Source organism: Lysobacter niastensis, assembly GCF_015453285.1.
GTDB classification, from domain to species: Bacteria; Pseudomonadota; Gammaproteobacteria; order Xanthomonadales; family Xanthomonadaceae; genus Lysobacter_J; species Lysobacter_J niastensis.
In genome coordinates, this window is record NZ_JADLZT010000009.1 from 1 (window position 1) to 14,254 (window position 14,254).

Genomic DNA, 14,254 nt, shown 5'->3' on the forward strand with positions numbered 1-14,254 from the left:
GAGGGGGGTGGGGGGAACAGGCGCAGGCGGGGTGGTCGGCGCATCCTGGCTGCACCCCGCGAGCGGGAACTGCAACGCAAGAGCGCTTAAGCCGCTGCTGACGAGCAGGGCCCGTCGCAGCTGGTCGACCTTTCCGTTGGGGGTGAGTGACGACGAGGTCATGGTGAGCTCTAGACTGCGGAAACGTGGATGCGGGAGCACGAGGCTTCACGACTTGGGAGGGGGGGGTAGCCCGCCGATCGCCCAGCCATGCGCGAGATGGCTTTCGCGCTAGGCAACGCAGACACGTCGCAGACTTGATGTCCTTTCGGAAGCACGTGGCTTCGTTGCGATCGACGAACTAAGGGGGCGCCTCGGCGGGCAATAAGTCAATGCGATTCCAAGGCGGCGGGAACGCAGTTCGCAACAGCAGGCAAGCCCGACGCAAGAGCGCGAAACTCGGCGGCAAACAGGGTGGAGTTCTCAGCCCTTCGTCTTCGGTGGCATGAGGTCGGCGAACTCCTGCCGCGTGATTGGGTGGCCGTTTATCATCTCGAACACCTGCTTCGAGCGACCTAAGGTATCCAGCAAGGACCGGGGGCCCTCGAATGGACGGCCACCGATATGCCAACCATCGGTGTGCAGCTCTTCGATCAGAACCCACACCACCTCACGAAAGGCCTCAGAGCCTTCGCACTTCACCATCACGTCGGTGATCTGCCTGGCCATGTCGTGCTTCTGCTCAGGCGAGAAGACTCCATCTACAAGTTTGATGTTGACGAACGGCATGATCGGTACTCCGCAAGTGGGGGGCTGCATGTCAAGTGGCCATGCGCCAAGCAAGCAGACGCGCGCCAGCGATGGCGGTCAATACGACTCGGGCCTCCGGCGGTCTAACCCCGCAATCTTGAAAAGGACCAGCGCAACCATGCGCAACTGCGCGCCCAACGTCGCGCATAGACTCGGTAGCGAAAGATGAGACGCGTCGCGCACGACACGTGGAACATGCTCGATGCGCGCGACCGCTCATCTCCGTAACTACGGAGGTCACCATGCGCGCTATTGCACCGCCGGCCTCGCTCTTCGGTGCCGTACTCGGGATCGTTGGCTTGGGCGCGAGTTGGCGGGCAGCTGCCGTGCTGTGGAATGTGCCAACCACCATTGGCGAATCCATCATGGTTGCCGGCGCGATCGTATGGGCGATCCTGGCCATGAGTTATCTACTCAAGTGGCTGCTCCAGCGCGAAGAGGCGTTAGCCGAACTGCGTCATCCGATCCAGTGCTGTTACATCTCACTGGTGCCGGCTACGACCACGTTGATGGGCCTTGTCCTCGCGCCCCATTACCGCGGTACTGCAGTCGTGCTCTGGATCGTAGGCACCGTCTGTCAGATCGGCTTCGCGGCATACCGCGCCGGCGGCCTGTGGCGCGGTGGCCTGAACATTGAAGCGGTGACTCCGATCCTCTTCCTGCCATCCGTGGCCGCAAACCTCATCAGCTCGATTGTCGCGGGCGTGCTTGGCTTGACCTCGTGGGGCTTGCTGTTCTTCGGGATGGGCTTCTTCAGCTGGATCGTTATCGAGTCCGCGATCGTGTTTAGGCTATGGACTGCAGCGCCGTTGCCGATGCCGTTGAGGCCGGCGTTAGGCATTCACATGGCCCCGCCAGTCGTTGCATCGGTGGCGTACTTGGTCAATACCGACGGACCGGCGGATCTGTTCGTTCAAGCCATGTGGGGCTACGGCTTGCTGCAATTGGTAATGCTCGCGCGACTGCTGCCTTGGGTCAGCGACCAGCCTTTCTCCGTTTCCTACTGGGGCTACAGCTTTGGCGTCACCGCCATCTCGACAGGCGCGCTGCAGATGGCGTCACGCGGCGGAAGCGAGGCAATCAGCGTCTTGGCACCGCTGGTCTTTGTCATCAGCAACGCCGCCATCGCGGCGCTGGGAGTTGGGACGTTGACTCGGATCGTACAGGGGCGATTGCTGCCGCCGCGTCTGACGGGCGAGCGGACCGTGAAGGAGGCGCCGCCGTGACCCGGTACCACCGCGCAACAGCCAACAAGACTCCACAGGATCGTGGCATGGGCGCGCCGCGGAGGGCGGGCTCAGGCCGCCTCTTCGTGGTGCGTGCGACGAAACGCGCCAGGCGCCAGTCCCGTCTCGCGCTTGAAGACGCGGCTGAAAGCGGCGACCGACTCGTAGCCAACGCGTTCTGCCACCTCGGAGATCGAAAAGTTGCGTTGCTGCAGCAAGCGCACCGCACGGTGCACGCGCCAAGCGGTCAGGTACTCGAGCGGGGCCTGACCCACAACCGACTTGAACCGGGACGCGAACGCCGAGCGGGACATCCCTGCAATGCGCGCCAAACTCTCGACAGTCCAGTCGCCCGCAAAGTTCGCGTGCATCGCTTCAAGGCTGAGCGCCAGTTGTCGGTCCGAAAGAGCGGCAAGCCAGCCTCGCGCCAGTTCGTGGGGCTGAGCCGAGTAGGCGCGGAGGGCGTGCACGAACAGCAGCTCGAACAATCGGCTGACCACGGCTTCCGAGCCCAGCCCTGGACGCTCCGTCTCCAGAGCCAGCAGTTCAAGGACCGACTGGAAAGCAAGGCTGCGCGACTGATCGAGCTTCAAGTGGAGCAGCTTGGGAAGCACGCTCAGCAGCGGCCGTACTTCGTCGGTGTCAACGTCAAAGAAGCCGCTGACAAAGGTCGTGAGCGGGCCACCACCTCCCACCTCGATCCGATTGCCCACGCGCAGCTTCTCGACCTCGACGCAATCGATCGTCTGCGAAGCCTCGTCATCGAACATCCGGTAGGGATCGGCGTCAAACATGATGAACACGTCGCCACCGCACAGCCGGATCGGTTCGGGATGCGAGGACGTTGTCAGCACGGCCGACCCGCGCACGACCAGCACGAACTTCACCACCGGGTCGCCCCGCGAGGCCCAACCCCATGGCGCCGTGGCGTCCAGGCGCGTGAACTGCGCCCCGCGAATGTTCATTCCAGCGATTACGTCAGACAGAGGGTCCATGCGCCACCTTGGACGATCAGGCAAAAGATTCGGACGCAAAGTTCTAGATCATCCACAAAACCAACCATAGCATGGACGACAACGAGGTGAGTCCATGAATAGCGCAATCGAACAGGTAAGGCTGAACAAGGCGAGGTACTGCCGTTTCCTCGACACCAAGCAGTGGGAGGCGTTCGCCGCATTGTTCGTCGCAGACGCGAAGGCCTCGGTCTTCGATCCAGAGGGTGGGCTGATCGCCGAGTTCCAGATGGCAGGCGCATTCGTCAATGCCGCCCGGCAGTTCCTGGAGGGCGCCCGATCCATTCACCAAGTGCACAACGACGAACTCGAATTGGTCTCGGAAGACGAGATCAGCGCGATCTGGTCCATGGAGGACTACATCGTCTTCCCCTTTGCATCCAAGGGCGAACCCATAAGCGTGCACGGCTACGGCCACTACAACGAGCGCTGGGTCCGTAAGGACGGGGTGTGGCGGATTTCAAAGCTTGAACTTCGACGCACCATTCTCGAGCTCACCCCCTCAATCGACTAAGAAGCAGTACCCATGAACGACACCCCGATCCGCGTCGGCATCATCGGCGTCCACCCTGATCAGGGGTGGGCAAGCACGGCGCACCTCCCTGCGCTGAAGGCGCTCCCGCAGTACCACGTGCAAGCGCTAAGTCACCACGACGCATCCATTGCAAAGACCGCAGCGGAGAAGTTCGCGGTTCCTCTGCACTTCGATTCCAGCTTGGCCCTCGTCGAGCACCCCGAGGTTGACCTCGTAGTTGTCTCGGTCAAAGTCCCGCGCCACCGCGCGTTGATCATGCAAGCCCTCAACGCTGGCAAAGCGGTCTTCTCCGAGTGGCCACTCGGCGTCGACCTGGCCGAAGCGCAGATGCTGCACGAGGTCGCGACATCGAAAGGGCTGGCGTCGTCCATTGGCTTGCAGACGCGATCCGCTCCGGCGTTCGCGTATGTGCGCGACTTGATTGCGTCCGGCTACGTGGGCGAAGTGTTATCCGCCACCATGATCGGGTCGGGCATCATCTGGGGCGACGCCATGAGCGAGGGATATGCCTACACCCTGGATCCACTCAATGGCGCAGCGATGGTGAACGTGCCGTTCGCCCACTCGATCGATGGGCTGCTGCACGTCCTCAACGCACGTTTCGAGACCGTTAACGGCCTGCTAAGCAACGCCCGCCGGACAGTTCGGATGACCGAGACGGGCGTCGAGCGCCCGCTGTCCGTTCCCGACCAGATCCAGGTGGTGGGACGCTTGACCAACGGGGCGAACCTCACGGCGCACTTCCGCGGTGGCTTGTCGCGAGGGACCAATTTCCATGTCGAGATCAACGGTACTCAAGGCGATTTGGTCATCACCAGCCCGGTGGGCTATGTCGGCATCGGGGGCACCCGTCTGATGGGCGCGCGCCTGGACGAGGCGCTGCACGAGCTTGAGATCCCGGATAACTACGACCTCTACCGCGAAGTCGGCATGCCGGCGCAGAGCATTGCCATCGGCTACGCGCGGCTGGCTACGGATTTGCGCAAGGGCACCCGCCTCAGCCCGACCTTTGCAGATGCCGTTGAGTTGCACCGGCTGATCACCGCGGTTGAACACAGCGAAGGTGCGCAACAGCGCCTCTAACTTGCGTTGGCGCACTACAAACTTACCGAGCTCTGAATATGAAAGCCATTGCGATGTCATCCCCCGGCGGCATTGAAGTGCTGACCCTGATCGACGCTGCGGAACCGCGAGCCGGCATGGGGCAAGTCCTCGTGGAAGTCGCGGCCGCGGGCGTGAACTTCATGGACACCGGTGTGCGACGCGGCCAGTTTTGGACCGAGATGCCCAACCCCAAAGTCCTGGGGGTCGAAGGCGCGGGGCGAATCCTGGAGGTCGGTCCCGGCGTCGACGACCTGCAGCCCGGCCAGCGGGTCGCATGGGTATACGCCCCCGGAAGCTACGCCGAACGCTTGGTCATCCCAGCGAGCGCAGTCGTCCCGATTCCCGATGGCATCGATGATCGCACGGCCGCGTCATTGATGATGCAAGGCATCACCGCCAGCCACTTCGCAACCGAGTTTTACCCGATACAGCCCGGCGACATCGCGCTCGTGCATGCCGCTGCTGGCGGCGTCGGCCTGTTGTTGACCCAGATCATCAAACTGCGTGGTGGTCGCGTAATCGGCCGGGTGTCGCACCGGGACAAGGTCGCAACGGCTCAAGCCGCCGGCGCGGATCACGTGATCGTGGACGTTGAAGGCTGTTTCGCCGAAGAGGTGATGCGATTGACTCAGGGCGAAGGCGTGAACGTTGTCTACGACGGCTCAGGGCCAACCACCTTCGAGGGCTCGCTCGCGTCATTGCGCCGCAATGGCACGTTCTGCTGGTTTGGCCCAGTATTAGGTCCGCCAGCGGATTTCGATCTCACGAGCCTGCCACGCAGCATCAAGATCGGCTACGCCGTATTCTTCGATCACGTGCCAACGCCAGGGCTACTTCGCGCGCGTGCGGCGCAACTGTTCGACTGGGTCTTGGACGGGAAGTTGCGGGTATATGTCGGTGCTACGTATCCCCTCGCCGCAGCGGCGCAGGCCCACCTCGATATCGAGGGTCGCCGCACCACCGGAAAGTCGCTCTTGATGCCCGCAACGGGCCGCTCGGACGCGCCTGCCTGATCGGAGCGACACGTGTCTTGGGCGCGCCCCGCCGTACACGGCCCGGTTCGCCGATTCCAAACCCTCTACGTAGGAGATTGTCATGAACACCATCATTCCTTCTTCCATGCTCGCATCCGTGCAGGACGTCGAAGGCGAGGCGCTGCAGGTGCGCCTTGTCGCTGCCCCGACCTTGGAGGCGGGCCAGGTACTGGTGCGGGTGCAGGCCGTCGGGCTTAATCCCCTCGATACCAAAATCCGTGCTGGCAAAGCCGCGCATGCGCAACATCCGCTGCCGGCCATCCTCGGCATCGATATGGCGGGCGTAGTCGTAGCCGTCGGCCCAGGCGTAGAGGGGTTCGCGGCTGACGACGAGGTCTTTGGCATGACCGGCGGCGTAGGCGGCGTGCAAGGTGCACTCGCTCAGTTTGCAGTCGTCGATCCGGCCTTGCTCGCGCATCGCCCCAAGTCCCTCACCGCGCGCGAGGCGGCGGCGCTCCCCCTCGTGTTCATCACTGCTTGGGAAGGGTTGGTGGACCGCGCCCGGGTCGCACCGGGAAAGACCGTCCTCATTCACGGCGGTGCGGGCGGCATCGGGCACGTGGCGGTCCAGATCGCCAAGGCCCACGGTGCGACTGTGTTTGCGACAGCGAACGCCGCGCAGCGGGCTTACGTCGAAAGCCTGGGCGCCACGTTTATCGACTACCAGCAAGAGTCGGTGGAGGAATACGTTGCGCGGTACACCGACGGCGAAGGCTTCGACATCATCTTCGATACTGTGGGTGGCGCGATCCTGGACAACTCCTTCAAGGCGGCACGCCGCTACCACGGTCACGTCGTCAGCGCGCTGGGGTGGGGTACGCACTCCATCGCGCCGCTGTCCTTTCGTGGTGCGACGTACTCCGGCGTCTTTACCTTGATGCCATTGTTGAGCGGTCGCGATCGGGCGCATCACGGAGACATCATGCGCGAGGCGTCGCGCCTGGCAGACGCCGGACAGCTGCGTCCTCGTGTGGACCCCAATCGCTTCAGCCTGAATACTGCCGAAGAGGCTTACCAGTACGTCGAATCCGGCGACACGGCCGGCAAAGTGGTGGTCGAGGTGGAATAGCGGTCGTTGGCACACCGAATGTCAAGTCGCACCCGTAAAGCGATCTGGATGCATGGTGGCAACCGGCGTGGTCGCCACCATGCCCCACGCGGCTTACGACTCGGAGATCATGACGAACCCTTGCTGGACGAGCTCCGTCGTTCTCGCCATCGCATCAGTATTGATCTGGACGCCTTTCAGCGTGTCCGCATTCGTCCAGCCGTGTGCCTGCGCCGTGGCACCACACAACTCAATTCGCGCGCCGCGATCTATCAGGTTTACCAGTAAGCCCTTATAGGGATTCCCGGTATCGATATTGCGATCGCTGTTGTATGACTGGTCGTGCAGGGTCACGTGACCTGCGTTCGTGTGGAAGACGGCGACCACCTGCGCAGAAGCATTCCATGCGCCAACATCGTCCATGAGCAACTTGAGATGGAACAGCGCCGCGGGCAAATCCCCCTCGAAAGACAGAGACGCGATGCTGAAGACGTTCTTTACCCGCGCCAGCTTGACGGGGACATCAATGCGAAGTTCGTTGGTTTCCATGGTCAGGCTCCGGGAGATGGTGAACCCAGCGGCCGTGCCACGTGACGCAGAAGGCAACACGGAGTGGGTTTGTGCAGGAAGCGCCTGCCATCAAGACGAGTCAATGCCGCAACATGGTTTCGGTGCTTCGGTCAGCAATTACAAGAAAGCACTGCGCAATGCTGCGAAACCTTGTTTGAGCTGGTGCTACATCATTGACCTGCCCTGATGCGACGATGAAGTGGCGCCAAGTCCGGAACCAAATAGTGCGAGAAAGCTGCATTAGTTGTACGTTAGAGAGGCCATCAAGATGTTCACGACTCCATTTGGTTTTCAGTCCACCGCCGCACAGGTTCTGGAAGGCGTCGACCTTGCAGGCAAGCGTGCCATCGTCACCGGCGCGTCGTCCGGTATTGGCGTAGAGACGGCGAGGGCACTCGCCCGCGCGGGTGCCGAGGTCACGTTGGCGGTGCGCGACGTCGAGTCAGGACACCGTGTCGTGGCGCAGATACGCCAGGCCATAGGCGACGGGCAGCTTCAAGTGCGTCCGCTGGACCTGTCCGATCTCAACACTGTTCGTGAGTTCACCGACAGTTGGATGGGGCCACTGCACATCCTGGTGAACAACGCCGGCATCATGGCCACGCCGACGCTAGTACGCGGTGCCGACGGTTGGGAGGGGCAAATGGCGACCAACTTCCTTGGCCACTTTGCCCTGACGATGGGCTTGAAGGATTCCTTGGCTGACGCAGGCAATGCGCGCGTTGTGTGCCTAAGTTCTAGCGCGCATCTGCTGGCACCCGTGATCTTCGACGATCCACACTTCAACTTCGTTCAGTACGACCCGCTCGTCGCCTATGGGCAATCAAAGACCGCATGCGCGTTGCTGGCCGTCGGAATCACGCATCTGTGGCGCGGCAAATACGGGATCAACGCCAACGCCGTGAACCCGGGAGCGATCGCGACCAATCTGCAGAAGCACACGGGTGGACTGAAGACACCGGAGAGCCGCCGAAAGACGGTTGAGCAGGGCGCCGCGACCACGACCCTCCTGGCGGGATCTCCGTTGCTCAGTGAGACGAGTGGCCTCTACTTCGAGGACGGCAACGAGGCTCCACCCGTTCTGGCGAGGCCAGATGACTTCCGCGGCGTGGCCCCTTACGCACTTGATGCCGGAAACGCCGAAAGACTGTGGCGGCTGGGGTCGAGCGTGGTGTCGGGAGGATGACAACGCCTAGGCAGAACCCGGCCGAGGCCTCGGCCGGGTTCTCTTGGCGAGTCGGTGCGAGACGTGGCTCGTCGTTGGGCAATCGCAAGCGCGGCAGCCCACTTTCTTTCTAGTGAGGCTTGTTAGCGTCGATAACCGGGCCTTATCGGCAGTGGCCATCCCGCTAGGCCAACTGTTCGGTCCAAGTCTTTCGATATTGGCGTGCGTTCGCCCTTGGTCGAATAGCCCACCCTGGCTAAGGGTGAGTTGGTATACCTATGGGTACAGTAATTAAAAAGTGGGTTTCTGAGGACTACGCACGCCGAAAATCGGGCGGTGTCGGCGCCCCCGCAGACGCCACCCCTTTAGGAAGGACCCAAGACCAGGGGGCGGACCGATCGGCTATCGTCTGCAACACCAACCAGGGGACTTCGATGGGAATTCCGGCCGACCAATGCGTAGCGCTACTGCGTGACGCTCTTAGCAATAGACCGACCGACCCCTGGTCGGACGAGGCAGCAGCGTGGTTTGCCGAGGTGGCTGGCATCATCAACGCCCACGACGGTGTTCTCGGCATGCCGTTTCAGATGCTGATCCCGCGCGTAACAAACCGACACTCGGGTGGGCCGACCGCCGCTAACCTCACATTGAACGCACAGACGGAGTTCGTCACTAGGGCAAAGAGCGCGCTAACGCAGCTTCAGCTCGTAACCAACACGTTCACAACACGCCAACTTGGAGCGGGTGCGGTACATGACTACTTCGAAGAAGTCCGCCAGTTGATTGCGGGAGCGACGCGCGAAGTGCTGTTCATCGACCCCTATATCGATACCACCTTCGTTACGCGTTACCTGCCACAGATTCCGTCAGGTATTAGAGTTCGGCTGCTTACAGCAGAGCGACAAGCCGCCGCCCTTCGCGAATCTCTGAACCTGTATCAGCAACAGCATGGCACCGCTGTCGAGCTGCGTGTGATGCCCGATCGGTCATTGCATGACCGACACCTGGTCGTCGATGCCCGCGACGTGTACCAGTCCGGTGCGTCATTCAAGGACGGCGCGAGGAACGCCGCGACATCCATCAATCAGATTGTCGATGTAGCCGCAGACCTCATCCGCGCCCATGATGCGAATTGGACGGCCGCCACCGTAGTCGCCTAGCCAGGCCTGTCCGTTTTGTGTCCGTCGTCCGGTTGCCTATAGGCAAACCGGACAAAACGGACGCGGCAAATCGGGCAAACAGGACGCAAAGCGGGAACAAACCGGACGCAAACCGGACGCTGGGTTTCACAGCGCGCGGACGTAATCTCCATATTCGATGGCAATCTTTCCAGCGGTTTGAAGCGTACTGCGCAGGTCGTAGAACCGCTTCCGGTCGATGTCCTCGCCTGCAAGCCTGGCGCGCCATTCGTCAAGCTTCACGCGAGCGCCGTTCGGATCGTGCCCGCTGCGCTCCAGTCGCTGGCGGCGCTCGGCTTCCAGTTCCGCCAAGATTTGCAAGGCGACTGTCTGATGGCGACCGCGGCCAGCCTTACCGGCCTTCGCTGCAGGAACATAGGAAACGCCACTAAGGGCAACGCTATGCAACGGCTGCCCGTCGTCATCCCGGATCGGAAGCTCTACGCGATCCATGCGAAACGCGACTGGCTCGGGTTGCTCAGCGTCCTTCATCTTCGTGGCCTCGATGCGGACAAGGCCGTTTTCGTCCTTTGTGACCGAATACTCGGCGTCCAGCGCGCCCTTCAGTGCGGTTGAACCACGCGCGCGGGTCTTGTCGGCATGGCCCGAGTGGTGAACGATCATGACGCACGCGCGAAACCGCGTGCGGAGGTATTCGTCGAGGTTGGCAACGAATGCGCCCATGTCCTGCGCGCTGTTTTCATCGGCGCCGCCGAAATTGCGGGCCAAAGTGTCGATTACAATGAGGGCCGGGGCTTGCCCACTCGTCTTAGCCAGTTCCTCGACAGCTTCGGAAACCGCTTTGGCCGCAGCCATATCGAACAGGCGAGCAGGTCGCAGGCTCACGAACAGCGGAGCGCCCTTCAAAGAAACCCCGTTGTGTACCTCCCAACCGGCGAAGCGCCGCGCCAATCCGTTGTGACCCTCACCGGCGATATAGAACACGGGGCCCGGGGTCGTGCGGCGGCCATGCCAAGACGTACCCGTGGCGACGCAGCAGGCCAGATCGATGGCTGCGAATGACTTACCGCAGCCAGGGTCGCCGAACATCAACGCCAGGGAATCGGTTTCAACGTAGTCGCGCACCAGCCAGGTAATGGGCTTGATGTTCTCTCCGATCAAGTCGCCGACGCGACAAAAGGCGAAGGATCGCGCCCCAGCAGCGTCATGAGCGGCAGTGATCTGTTGTTCGTTCCGGAGCAACTCCCGTACAACTTCGATCCCATCACGGATGTACAGGTCGTTCACGTCTGCGCCGTCGGGCAGGTCACTGGGCAGCTCAATCCACGTGCAGCCCAAGCGTTCGGCATCCGCTTCGCGGGCCGACTCCTTTCCGCGGTCGGCCACCAGCACGAGACGCGACGCACGGGAGCGCACTGCGGCGGCAACGCGTGACGTGTTTCCCGACCCAAACGTCACCACGGCCGGGGCGCCAGTCGCTTCGTGAACTGTCCATGCGGCTCCGATGCCCTCTACGATATAGGCAGGTGAATCAGTGTTCAGATCGCCCACGACGTAGAGCGTGCCTGCCATAGTCGCGCCCGACAGGTTCAGTTTTTTGCCCGGTGTCGGAGGGATGAATTGAATGCTCTGCAACAGCCCATCGGTTGTACGCGCTGGGATCATCAGCCAACCGTCGATCGCCTCCCCAGCAATCCGCAGTCGGCCGCGATACACCCGCAGCCCACCAGGGTCGCCACTTTTGCGGACGATGTAGCCATGTTCGGCCGTTGCGGGCTCGGCAGCGTCCCACAGTCGGAACGGATCAGGCGTAGGCGTGCGGGCCACCTTCCTCGCTGATTCCTGGTGTGATTGCGGCGGAGTAGACGCCAGCGGTGCCGAGCGCTCATCCCATCCATTTTCCCGCGCCAGGTGGAAGAGGGTGGCGGGTTTGATGCCGCCGCCCCTGCGCCAACTCTCCCACCGGGTGCGGGTGTCGCGCTCGCCCTTGTAACGATCGCCGCCGTGGCTACTCCATGAATTGAATGCTTCGAAATCTACCCCCGCCGCTTTTGCGGCCATACCGGCTTTCAGCCAGACCTCTCCGCTGCAGTCCGGTGGTATTGCGTGCAGGGCCGACAGCGCCCGAGCACATTCCATGTTGTCGCGAAGCACGGCGCTCATGCGGTCCTCTTCCTCTCAAGGGCGCGCATGTCGGCGAGCATCATCGCAGCGTCCAGTTCATCGAAGTCGAACTGCGAGTAAGGGTAACGGCGAGCCTCTTGCGCCAATGACCTTGCGGCAGCCTCCGGATCGAGGTGATTCCGTATTGCGGCCACAATCACACGCTGTGCTGCAAGGAGGCGCTGCCCGTTCAATGCACCCAGGGTCGGAAAATCAAATTCATCCTCCGGGAGCATGAATTCGAGGAAACGCAAGAACTCGCGTCCCGGATTCATCCTGTGCCGACGCGGAATGCAAGTCACACGCGGCTTTCGAGCCCAGCAAGGCGGATGGTCGATCACGATTGAGCTAGGGTGTTCGTCGTGCTCGGTGGCAAAAGAGGTGAAACTTTCTGTCACATTCCCGTCAAGGCATGGGGTATGGGTGGTATTGGAAGTCATGCAACACGCATCCTCAGGCGCGACTCGGCGATGCGCGATTGGATCCAGGCCTCTACATCGGCAGAAACCCAGCCCGCGGCGCGGGGGCCAATCTTTACCTGCTTTGGGAATGTCCCCTTCGCCATGTGATCGTAGATCGTGGCGCGGGGAAGGCCGGTCATTTCTGACACGACCGGCAAGCGAATAATCTTGATCTGTTCTGACACGCTGACACCCTGTTTCTAGTGGATGGGGCCAGTGTGGAAGGGCGTCTAACTGAAATCCTCTCGCGGGATTTCCGCGCGACTTGGAGGGCGGCGGGGGCTAATGACCGCCTGTAAGTCTTTGATTTTCAGAAGCCGAGTGCAGGAAGCTTAGCGATTCCGGCCTTAACTTCAGAGGGCAGGAGAGAGGCGTAGTGCTTGCGCGTAATGCGACTGTCGCTGTGCCCAAGAGCCTTCGCTACGAGCTCGATGTCCTTCGTGGCCACCAGCAGAAGCTTGCCGTAGGTCGCGCGCGTGGTCTTGAAGGTGACTTCTTCGAGCTGCGCTGCTCGCACTGCCGTGGCCATCGGCTTAGCCGCATCGGACCGCGCCCAGATAGCGCCACTCTCCCTGACAAATATCGGATCATTTTTTTGGCGGCCAGCCGTCAAAGCGTCAAACAGAGCGACGCCCTCTGGCGTGAGGGGCTGAGTCAGCGTCTTATAGGTCTTGGACTGCCGAATGGTTACGGTTCCATGGGCAGCGTCGAAATCCCGCACGCGCATCGTGCAAAGTTCGCCGTAACGGGCACCAGTCATGAGTGCTCCCTGCAGCAGGGTTCGCAGGTCAGCCGGGGCAGCGCCCAACAGTCGCGTTATCTCGTCCTTGTCGAGCATCCGCGGTACTGGATCATCGCCCAGGGCGAAGGGGGACACATTTCGCCACCAATCCGCCATATCGTCGGGCAACCCGTCGTGCTGGCGTGCCCATGTGAGGGCGGCCTTCGCCATCGTGAGAATACGGTTCGCGGTCGCACGCCGGCTGCGGACCTGTTCGGGATCGGTTGTGTCGAACTCTTGGATCCGGCCGCGTACGGTCGGAGCCAAAGTCGCCATGCCTGCATGCCACTTCCGCATTGCCTTGGCATCCAGGGCGGTTACCAGCCTGGCGCCAATGTCCTTGCGTGCGTGACGCTCCCAAACTTGCTTTGACATTTGGGCGGTGGACGAGGGCATCACACGGTTGAAGCGTCCGCCAGGCGTAACCTGGCGCTGCTCTATGTAGACGTCGAAAACTTGATTCAGCGTTAGCCCATCGGAGTAATGGCGGGGAAGGGGTTTGCGATCCTCCAATTGCATGGTCGTCGCCAGCTTCACAGCCTGAGCGTAGGACAGCACGATGGTTCCGTCGGCCTTGATCCCGTCGTCGGGGGTTCCGATTCGCTGCTTTCGATAGGCGCCTGCCACCCGTTGGCGCACGAACCATGAAACGTCCCGAGCACCTTTGGCGTAGCCGATGGCCGTGCCCGGAACCAATTCGACCCAGTAGGGCTCGCGGCGCACATGAAGTCGATTGCGAGCCTCTGCGCTCGATATCCGCACGCCGCTCTGGCGGCTACTTACGGGCTTTCTAGCCATTGGTGAATCCCCCGATCTTGCGGCCGCCGCCACCGGGGCGGCGTTCCCACTACTGCGGTAAAGTGCGGTAACTTACCGACCTAGATGCCATTGGACGCTACCGTACAATAAGTAGGACAAAAATCAATAGCATCAAATGGTTAGGTATTCACGGGTGTGAATATTCTGACGCAATTGAACAGCTAATGACACCCTTTCACGGTAGCGACCGGGGTTCGAATCCCCGTGGGGACGCCAATTAGATCAAACACTTAGGGCTGCCGAGAGGCGGCCCTAAGTGTTTTTCGAAGTCGTAATTGATCGCCCGATAGGCAACCGGTAGGCAAGTTTCTCGCCCGAGGCGGCCGCGAGGATCGGCTTGCCGCATGAACGACCTCGGCATAACCCAGTCGTTCTTCGAGATACACACGTGATTGGTGCGGCGACAC

General features: G+C 61.6%; 14 protein-coding genes. 7 read left to right on the forward strand and 7 right to left on the reverse strand.

Annotation, left to right across the window (positions count from 1 at the left end; translation table 11 throughout):
• Window positions 1–462: 462 nt before the first annotated feature.
• Entirely contained in the window at window positions 463–768 is a 306-nt protein-coding gene (locus IU514_RS15255) for a tautomerase family protein (RefSeq protein WP_194932006.1), read from the reverse strand.
• Window positions 769–1,031: 263 nt separating this feature from the next.
• Here IU514_RS15255 and tehA point away from each other — a divergent pair, with 263 nt between their 5' ends.
• Complete coding sequence (tehA, locus tag IU514_RS15260; RefSeq protein WP_194932007.1) at window positions 1,032–2,015, forward strand: dicarboxylate transporter/tellurite-resistance protein TehA; 984 nt, start codon at window positions 1,032–1,034, stop codon at window positions 2,013–2,015.
• 71 nt (window positions 2,016–2,086) lie between these two features.
• Here tehA and IU514_RS15265 read toward each other — a convergent pair whose 3' ends face one another.
• Window positions 2,087–3,010: an AraC family transcriptional regulator gene (locus IU514_RS15265; RefSeq protein WP_194932008.1), complete on the reverse strand. Its 924-nt coding sequence runs from the start codon at window positions 3,008–3,010 to the stop codon at window positions 2,087–2,089.
• Between the two features lie 94 nt (window positions 3,011–3,104).
• Here IU514_RS15265 and IU514_RS15270 point away from each other — a divergent pair, with 94 nt between their 5' ends.
• The 4 genes from IU514_RS15270 to IU514_RS15285 all read left to right on the forward strand — a co-directional run bounded on the left by IU514_RS15270 (window position 3,105) and on the right by IU514_RS15285 (window position 6,770).
• Window positions 3,105–3,542, forward strand: coding sequence for a nuclear transport factor 2 family protein (locus IU514_RS15270; protein ID WP_194932009.1), 438 nt, complete (start codon window positions 3,105–3,107; stop codon window positions 3,540–3,542).
• A gap of 12 nt (window positions 3,543–3,554) precedes the next feature.
• Window positions 3,555–4,646, forward strand: coding sequence for a Gfo/Idh/MocA family protein (locus IU514_RS15275; RefSeq protein ID WP_194932010.1), 1,092 nt, complete (start codon window positions 3,555–3,557; stop codon window positions 4,644–4,646).
• A gap of 38 nt (window positions 4,647–4,684) precedes the next feature.
• Complete coding sequence (locus IU514_RS15280; protein ID WP_194932011.1) at window positions 4,685–5,680, forward strand: quinone oxidoreductase family protein; 996 nt, start codon at window positions 4,685–4,687, stop codon at window positions 5,678–5,680.
• Between the two features lie 82 nt (window positions 5,681–5,762).
• Window positions 5,763–6,770: a zinc-dependent alcohol dehydrogenase family protein gene (locus IU514_RS15285; RefSeq protein WP_194932012.1), complete on the forward strand. Its 1,008-nt coding sequence runs from the start codon at window positions 5,763–5,765 to the stop codon at window positions 6,768–6,770.
• Window positions 6,771–6,863: 93 nt separating this feature from the next.
• On the opposite strand, the gene IU514_RS15290 is transcribed toward IU514_RS15285, so the two are convergent.
• The gene (locus IU514_RS15290; protein WP_228760782.1) at window positions 6,864–7,298 is read right to left on the reverse strand and encodes a DsrE family protein; all 435 of its coding nucleotides are present in this window, start codon (window positions 7,296–7,298) and stop codon (window positions 6,864–6,866) included.
• Between the two features lie 289 nt (window positions 7,299–7,587).
• On the opposite strand from IU514_RS15290, the gene IU514_RS15295 reads away from it, so the two are divergent.
• Window positions 7,588–8,505, forward strand: coding sequence for an SDR family NAD(P)-dependent oxidoreductase (locus IU514_RS15295; RefSeq protein WP_194932013.1), 918 nt, complete (start codon window positions 7,588–7,590; stop codon window positions 8,503–8,505).
• Between the two features lie 413 nt (window positions 8,506–8,918).
• On the forward strand, window positions 8,919–9,644 hold the full coding sequence (locus tag IU514_RS15300) for a hypothetical protein (RefSeq protein ID WP_194932014.1): 726 nt from the start codon (window positions 8,919–8,921) through the stop codon (window positions 9,642–9,644).
• A gap of 126 nt (window positions 9,645–9,770) precedes the next feature.
• Here the strand turns inward: IU514_RS15300 and IU514_RS15305 are convergent, their stop codons facing one another.
• The 4 genes from IU514_RS15305 to IU514_RS15320 form a co-directional block, all read right to left on the reverse strand.
• Window positions 9,771–11,786, reverse strand: a complete 2,016-nt coding sequence (locus IU514_RS15305) for an AAA family ATPase (protein ID WP_194932015.1) — start codon at window positions 11,784–11,786, stop codon at window positions 9,771–9,773.
• Window positions 11,783–12,226, reverse strand: coding sequence for a hypothetical protein (locus IU514_RS15310; RefSeq protein ID WP_194932016.1), 444 nt, complete (start codon window positions 12,224–12,226; stop codon window positions 11,783–11,785). Before IU514_RS15310 ends, IU514_RS15305 begins: the two co-directional genes overlap by 4 nt.
• Window positions 12,223–12,432 carry a helix-turn-helix transcriptional regulator gene (locus IU514_RS15315; protein ID WP_324187853.1) on the reverse strand — a complete coding sequence of 70 codons (210 nt, stop codon included), beginning with the start codon at window positions 12,430–12,432 and terminating at the stop codon, window positions 12,223–12,225. The genes IU514_RS15310 and IU514_RS15315 overlap by 4 nt, the downstream gene beginning before the upstream one ends.
• 125 nt (window positions 12,433–12,557) lie before the next feature.
• Window positions 12,558–13,826: a tyrosine-type recombinase/integrase gene (locus tag IU514_RS15320; protein ID WP_194932017.1), complete on the reverse strand. Its 1,269-nt coding sequence runs from the start codon at window positions 13,824–13,826 to the stop codon at window positions 12,558–12,560.
• Between the last annotated feature and the right edge of the window lie 428 nt (window positions 13,827–14,254).

What these genes read in the sequence shown, in the direction of transcription:
- IU514_RS15280 (WP_194932011.1), top strand. Translation starts at nt 4,685, where the DNA reads ATGAAAGCCATTGCGATGTCATCCCCCGGCGGCATTGAAGTGCTGACC.
- IU514_RS15270 (WP_194932009.1), top strand. Translation starts at nt 3,105, where the DNA reads ATGAATAGCGCAATCGAACAGGTAAGGCTGAACAAGGCGAGGTACTGC.
- IU514_RS15265 (WP_194932008.1), bottom strand. Translation starts at nt 3,010, where the DNA reads ATGGACCCTCTGTCTGACGTAATCGCTGGAATGAACATTCGCGGGGCG.
- IU514_RS15290 (WP_228760782.1), bottom strand. Translation starts at nt 7,298, where the DNA reads ATGGAAACCAACGAACTTCGCATTGATGTCCCCGTCAAGCTGGCGCGG.
- IU514_RS15255 (WP_194932006.1), bottom strand. Translation starts at nt 768, where the DNA reads ATGCCGTTCGTCAACATCAAACTTGTAGATGGAGTCTTCTCGCCTGAG.
- IU514_RS15310 (WP_194932016.1), bottom strand. Translation starts at nt 12,226, where the DNA reads ATGACTTCCAATACCACCCATACCCCATGCCTTGACGGGAATGTGACA.
- IU514_RS15305 (WP_194932015.1), bottom strand. Translation starts at nt 11,786, where the DNA reads ATGAGCGCCGTGCTTCGCGACAACATGGAATGTGCTCGGGCGCTGTCG.
- IU514_RS15300 (WP_194932014.1), top strand. Translation starts at nt 8,919, where the DNA reads ATGGGAATTCCGGCCGACCAATGCGTAGCGCTACTGCGTGACGCTCTT.
- IU514_RS15285 (WP_194932012.1), top strand. Translation starts at nt 5,763, where the DNA reads ATGAACACCATCATTCCTTCTTCCATGCTCGCATCCGTGCAGGACGTC.
- IU514_RS15275 (WP_194932010.1), top strand. Translation starts at nt 3,555, where the DNA reads ATGAACGACACCCCGATCCGCGTCGGCATCATCGGCGTCCACCCTGAT.
- tehA (WP_194932007.1), top strand. Translation starts at nt 1,032, where the DNA reads ATGCGCGCTATTGCACCGCCGGCCTCGCTCTTCGGTGCCGTACTCGGG.
- IU514_RS15320 (WP_194932017.1), bottom strand. Translation starts at nt 13,826, where the DNA reads ATGGCTAGAAAGCCCGTAAGTAGCCGCCAGAGCGGCGTGCGGATATCG.
- IU514_RS15295 (WP_194932013.1), top strand. Translation starts at nt 7,588, where the DNA reads ATGTTCACGACTCCATTTGGTTTTCAGTCCACCGCCGCACAGGTTCTG.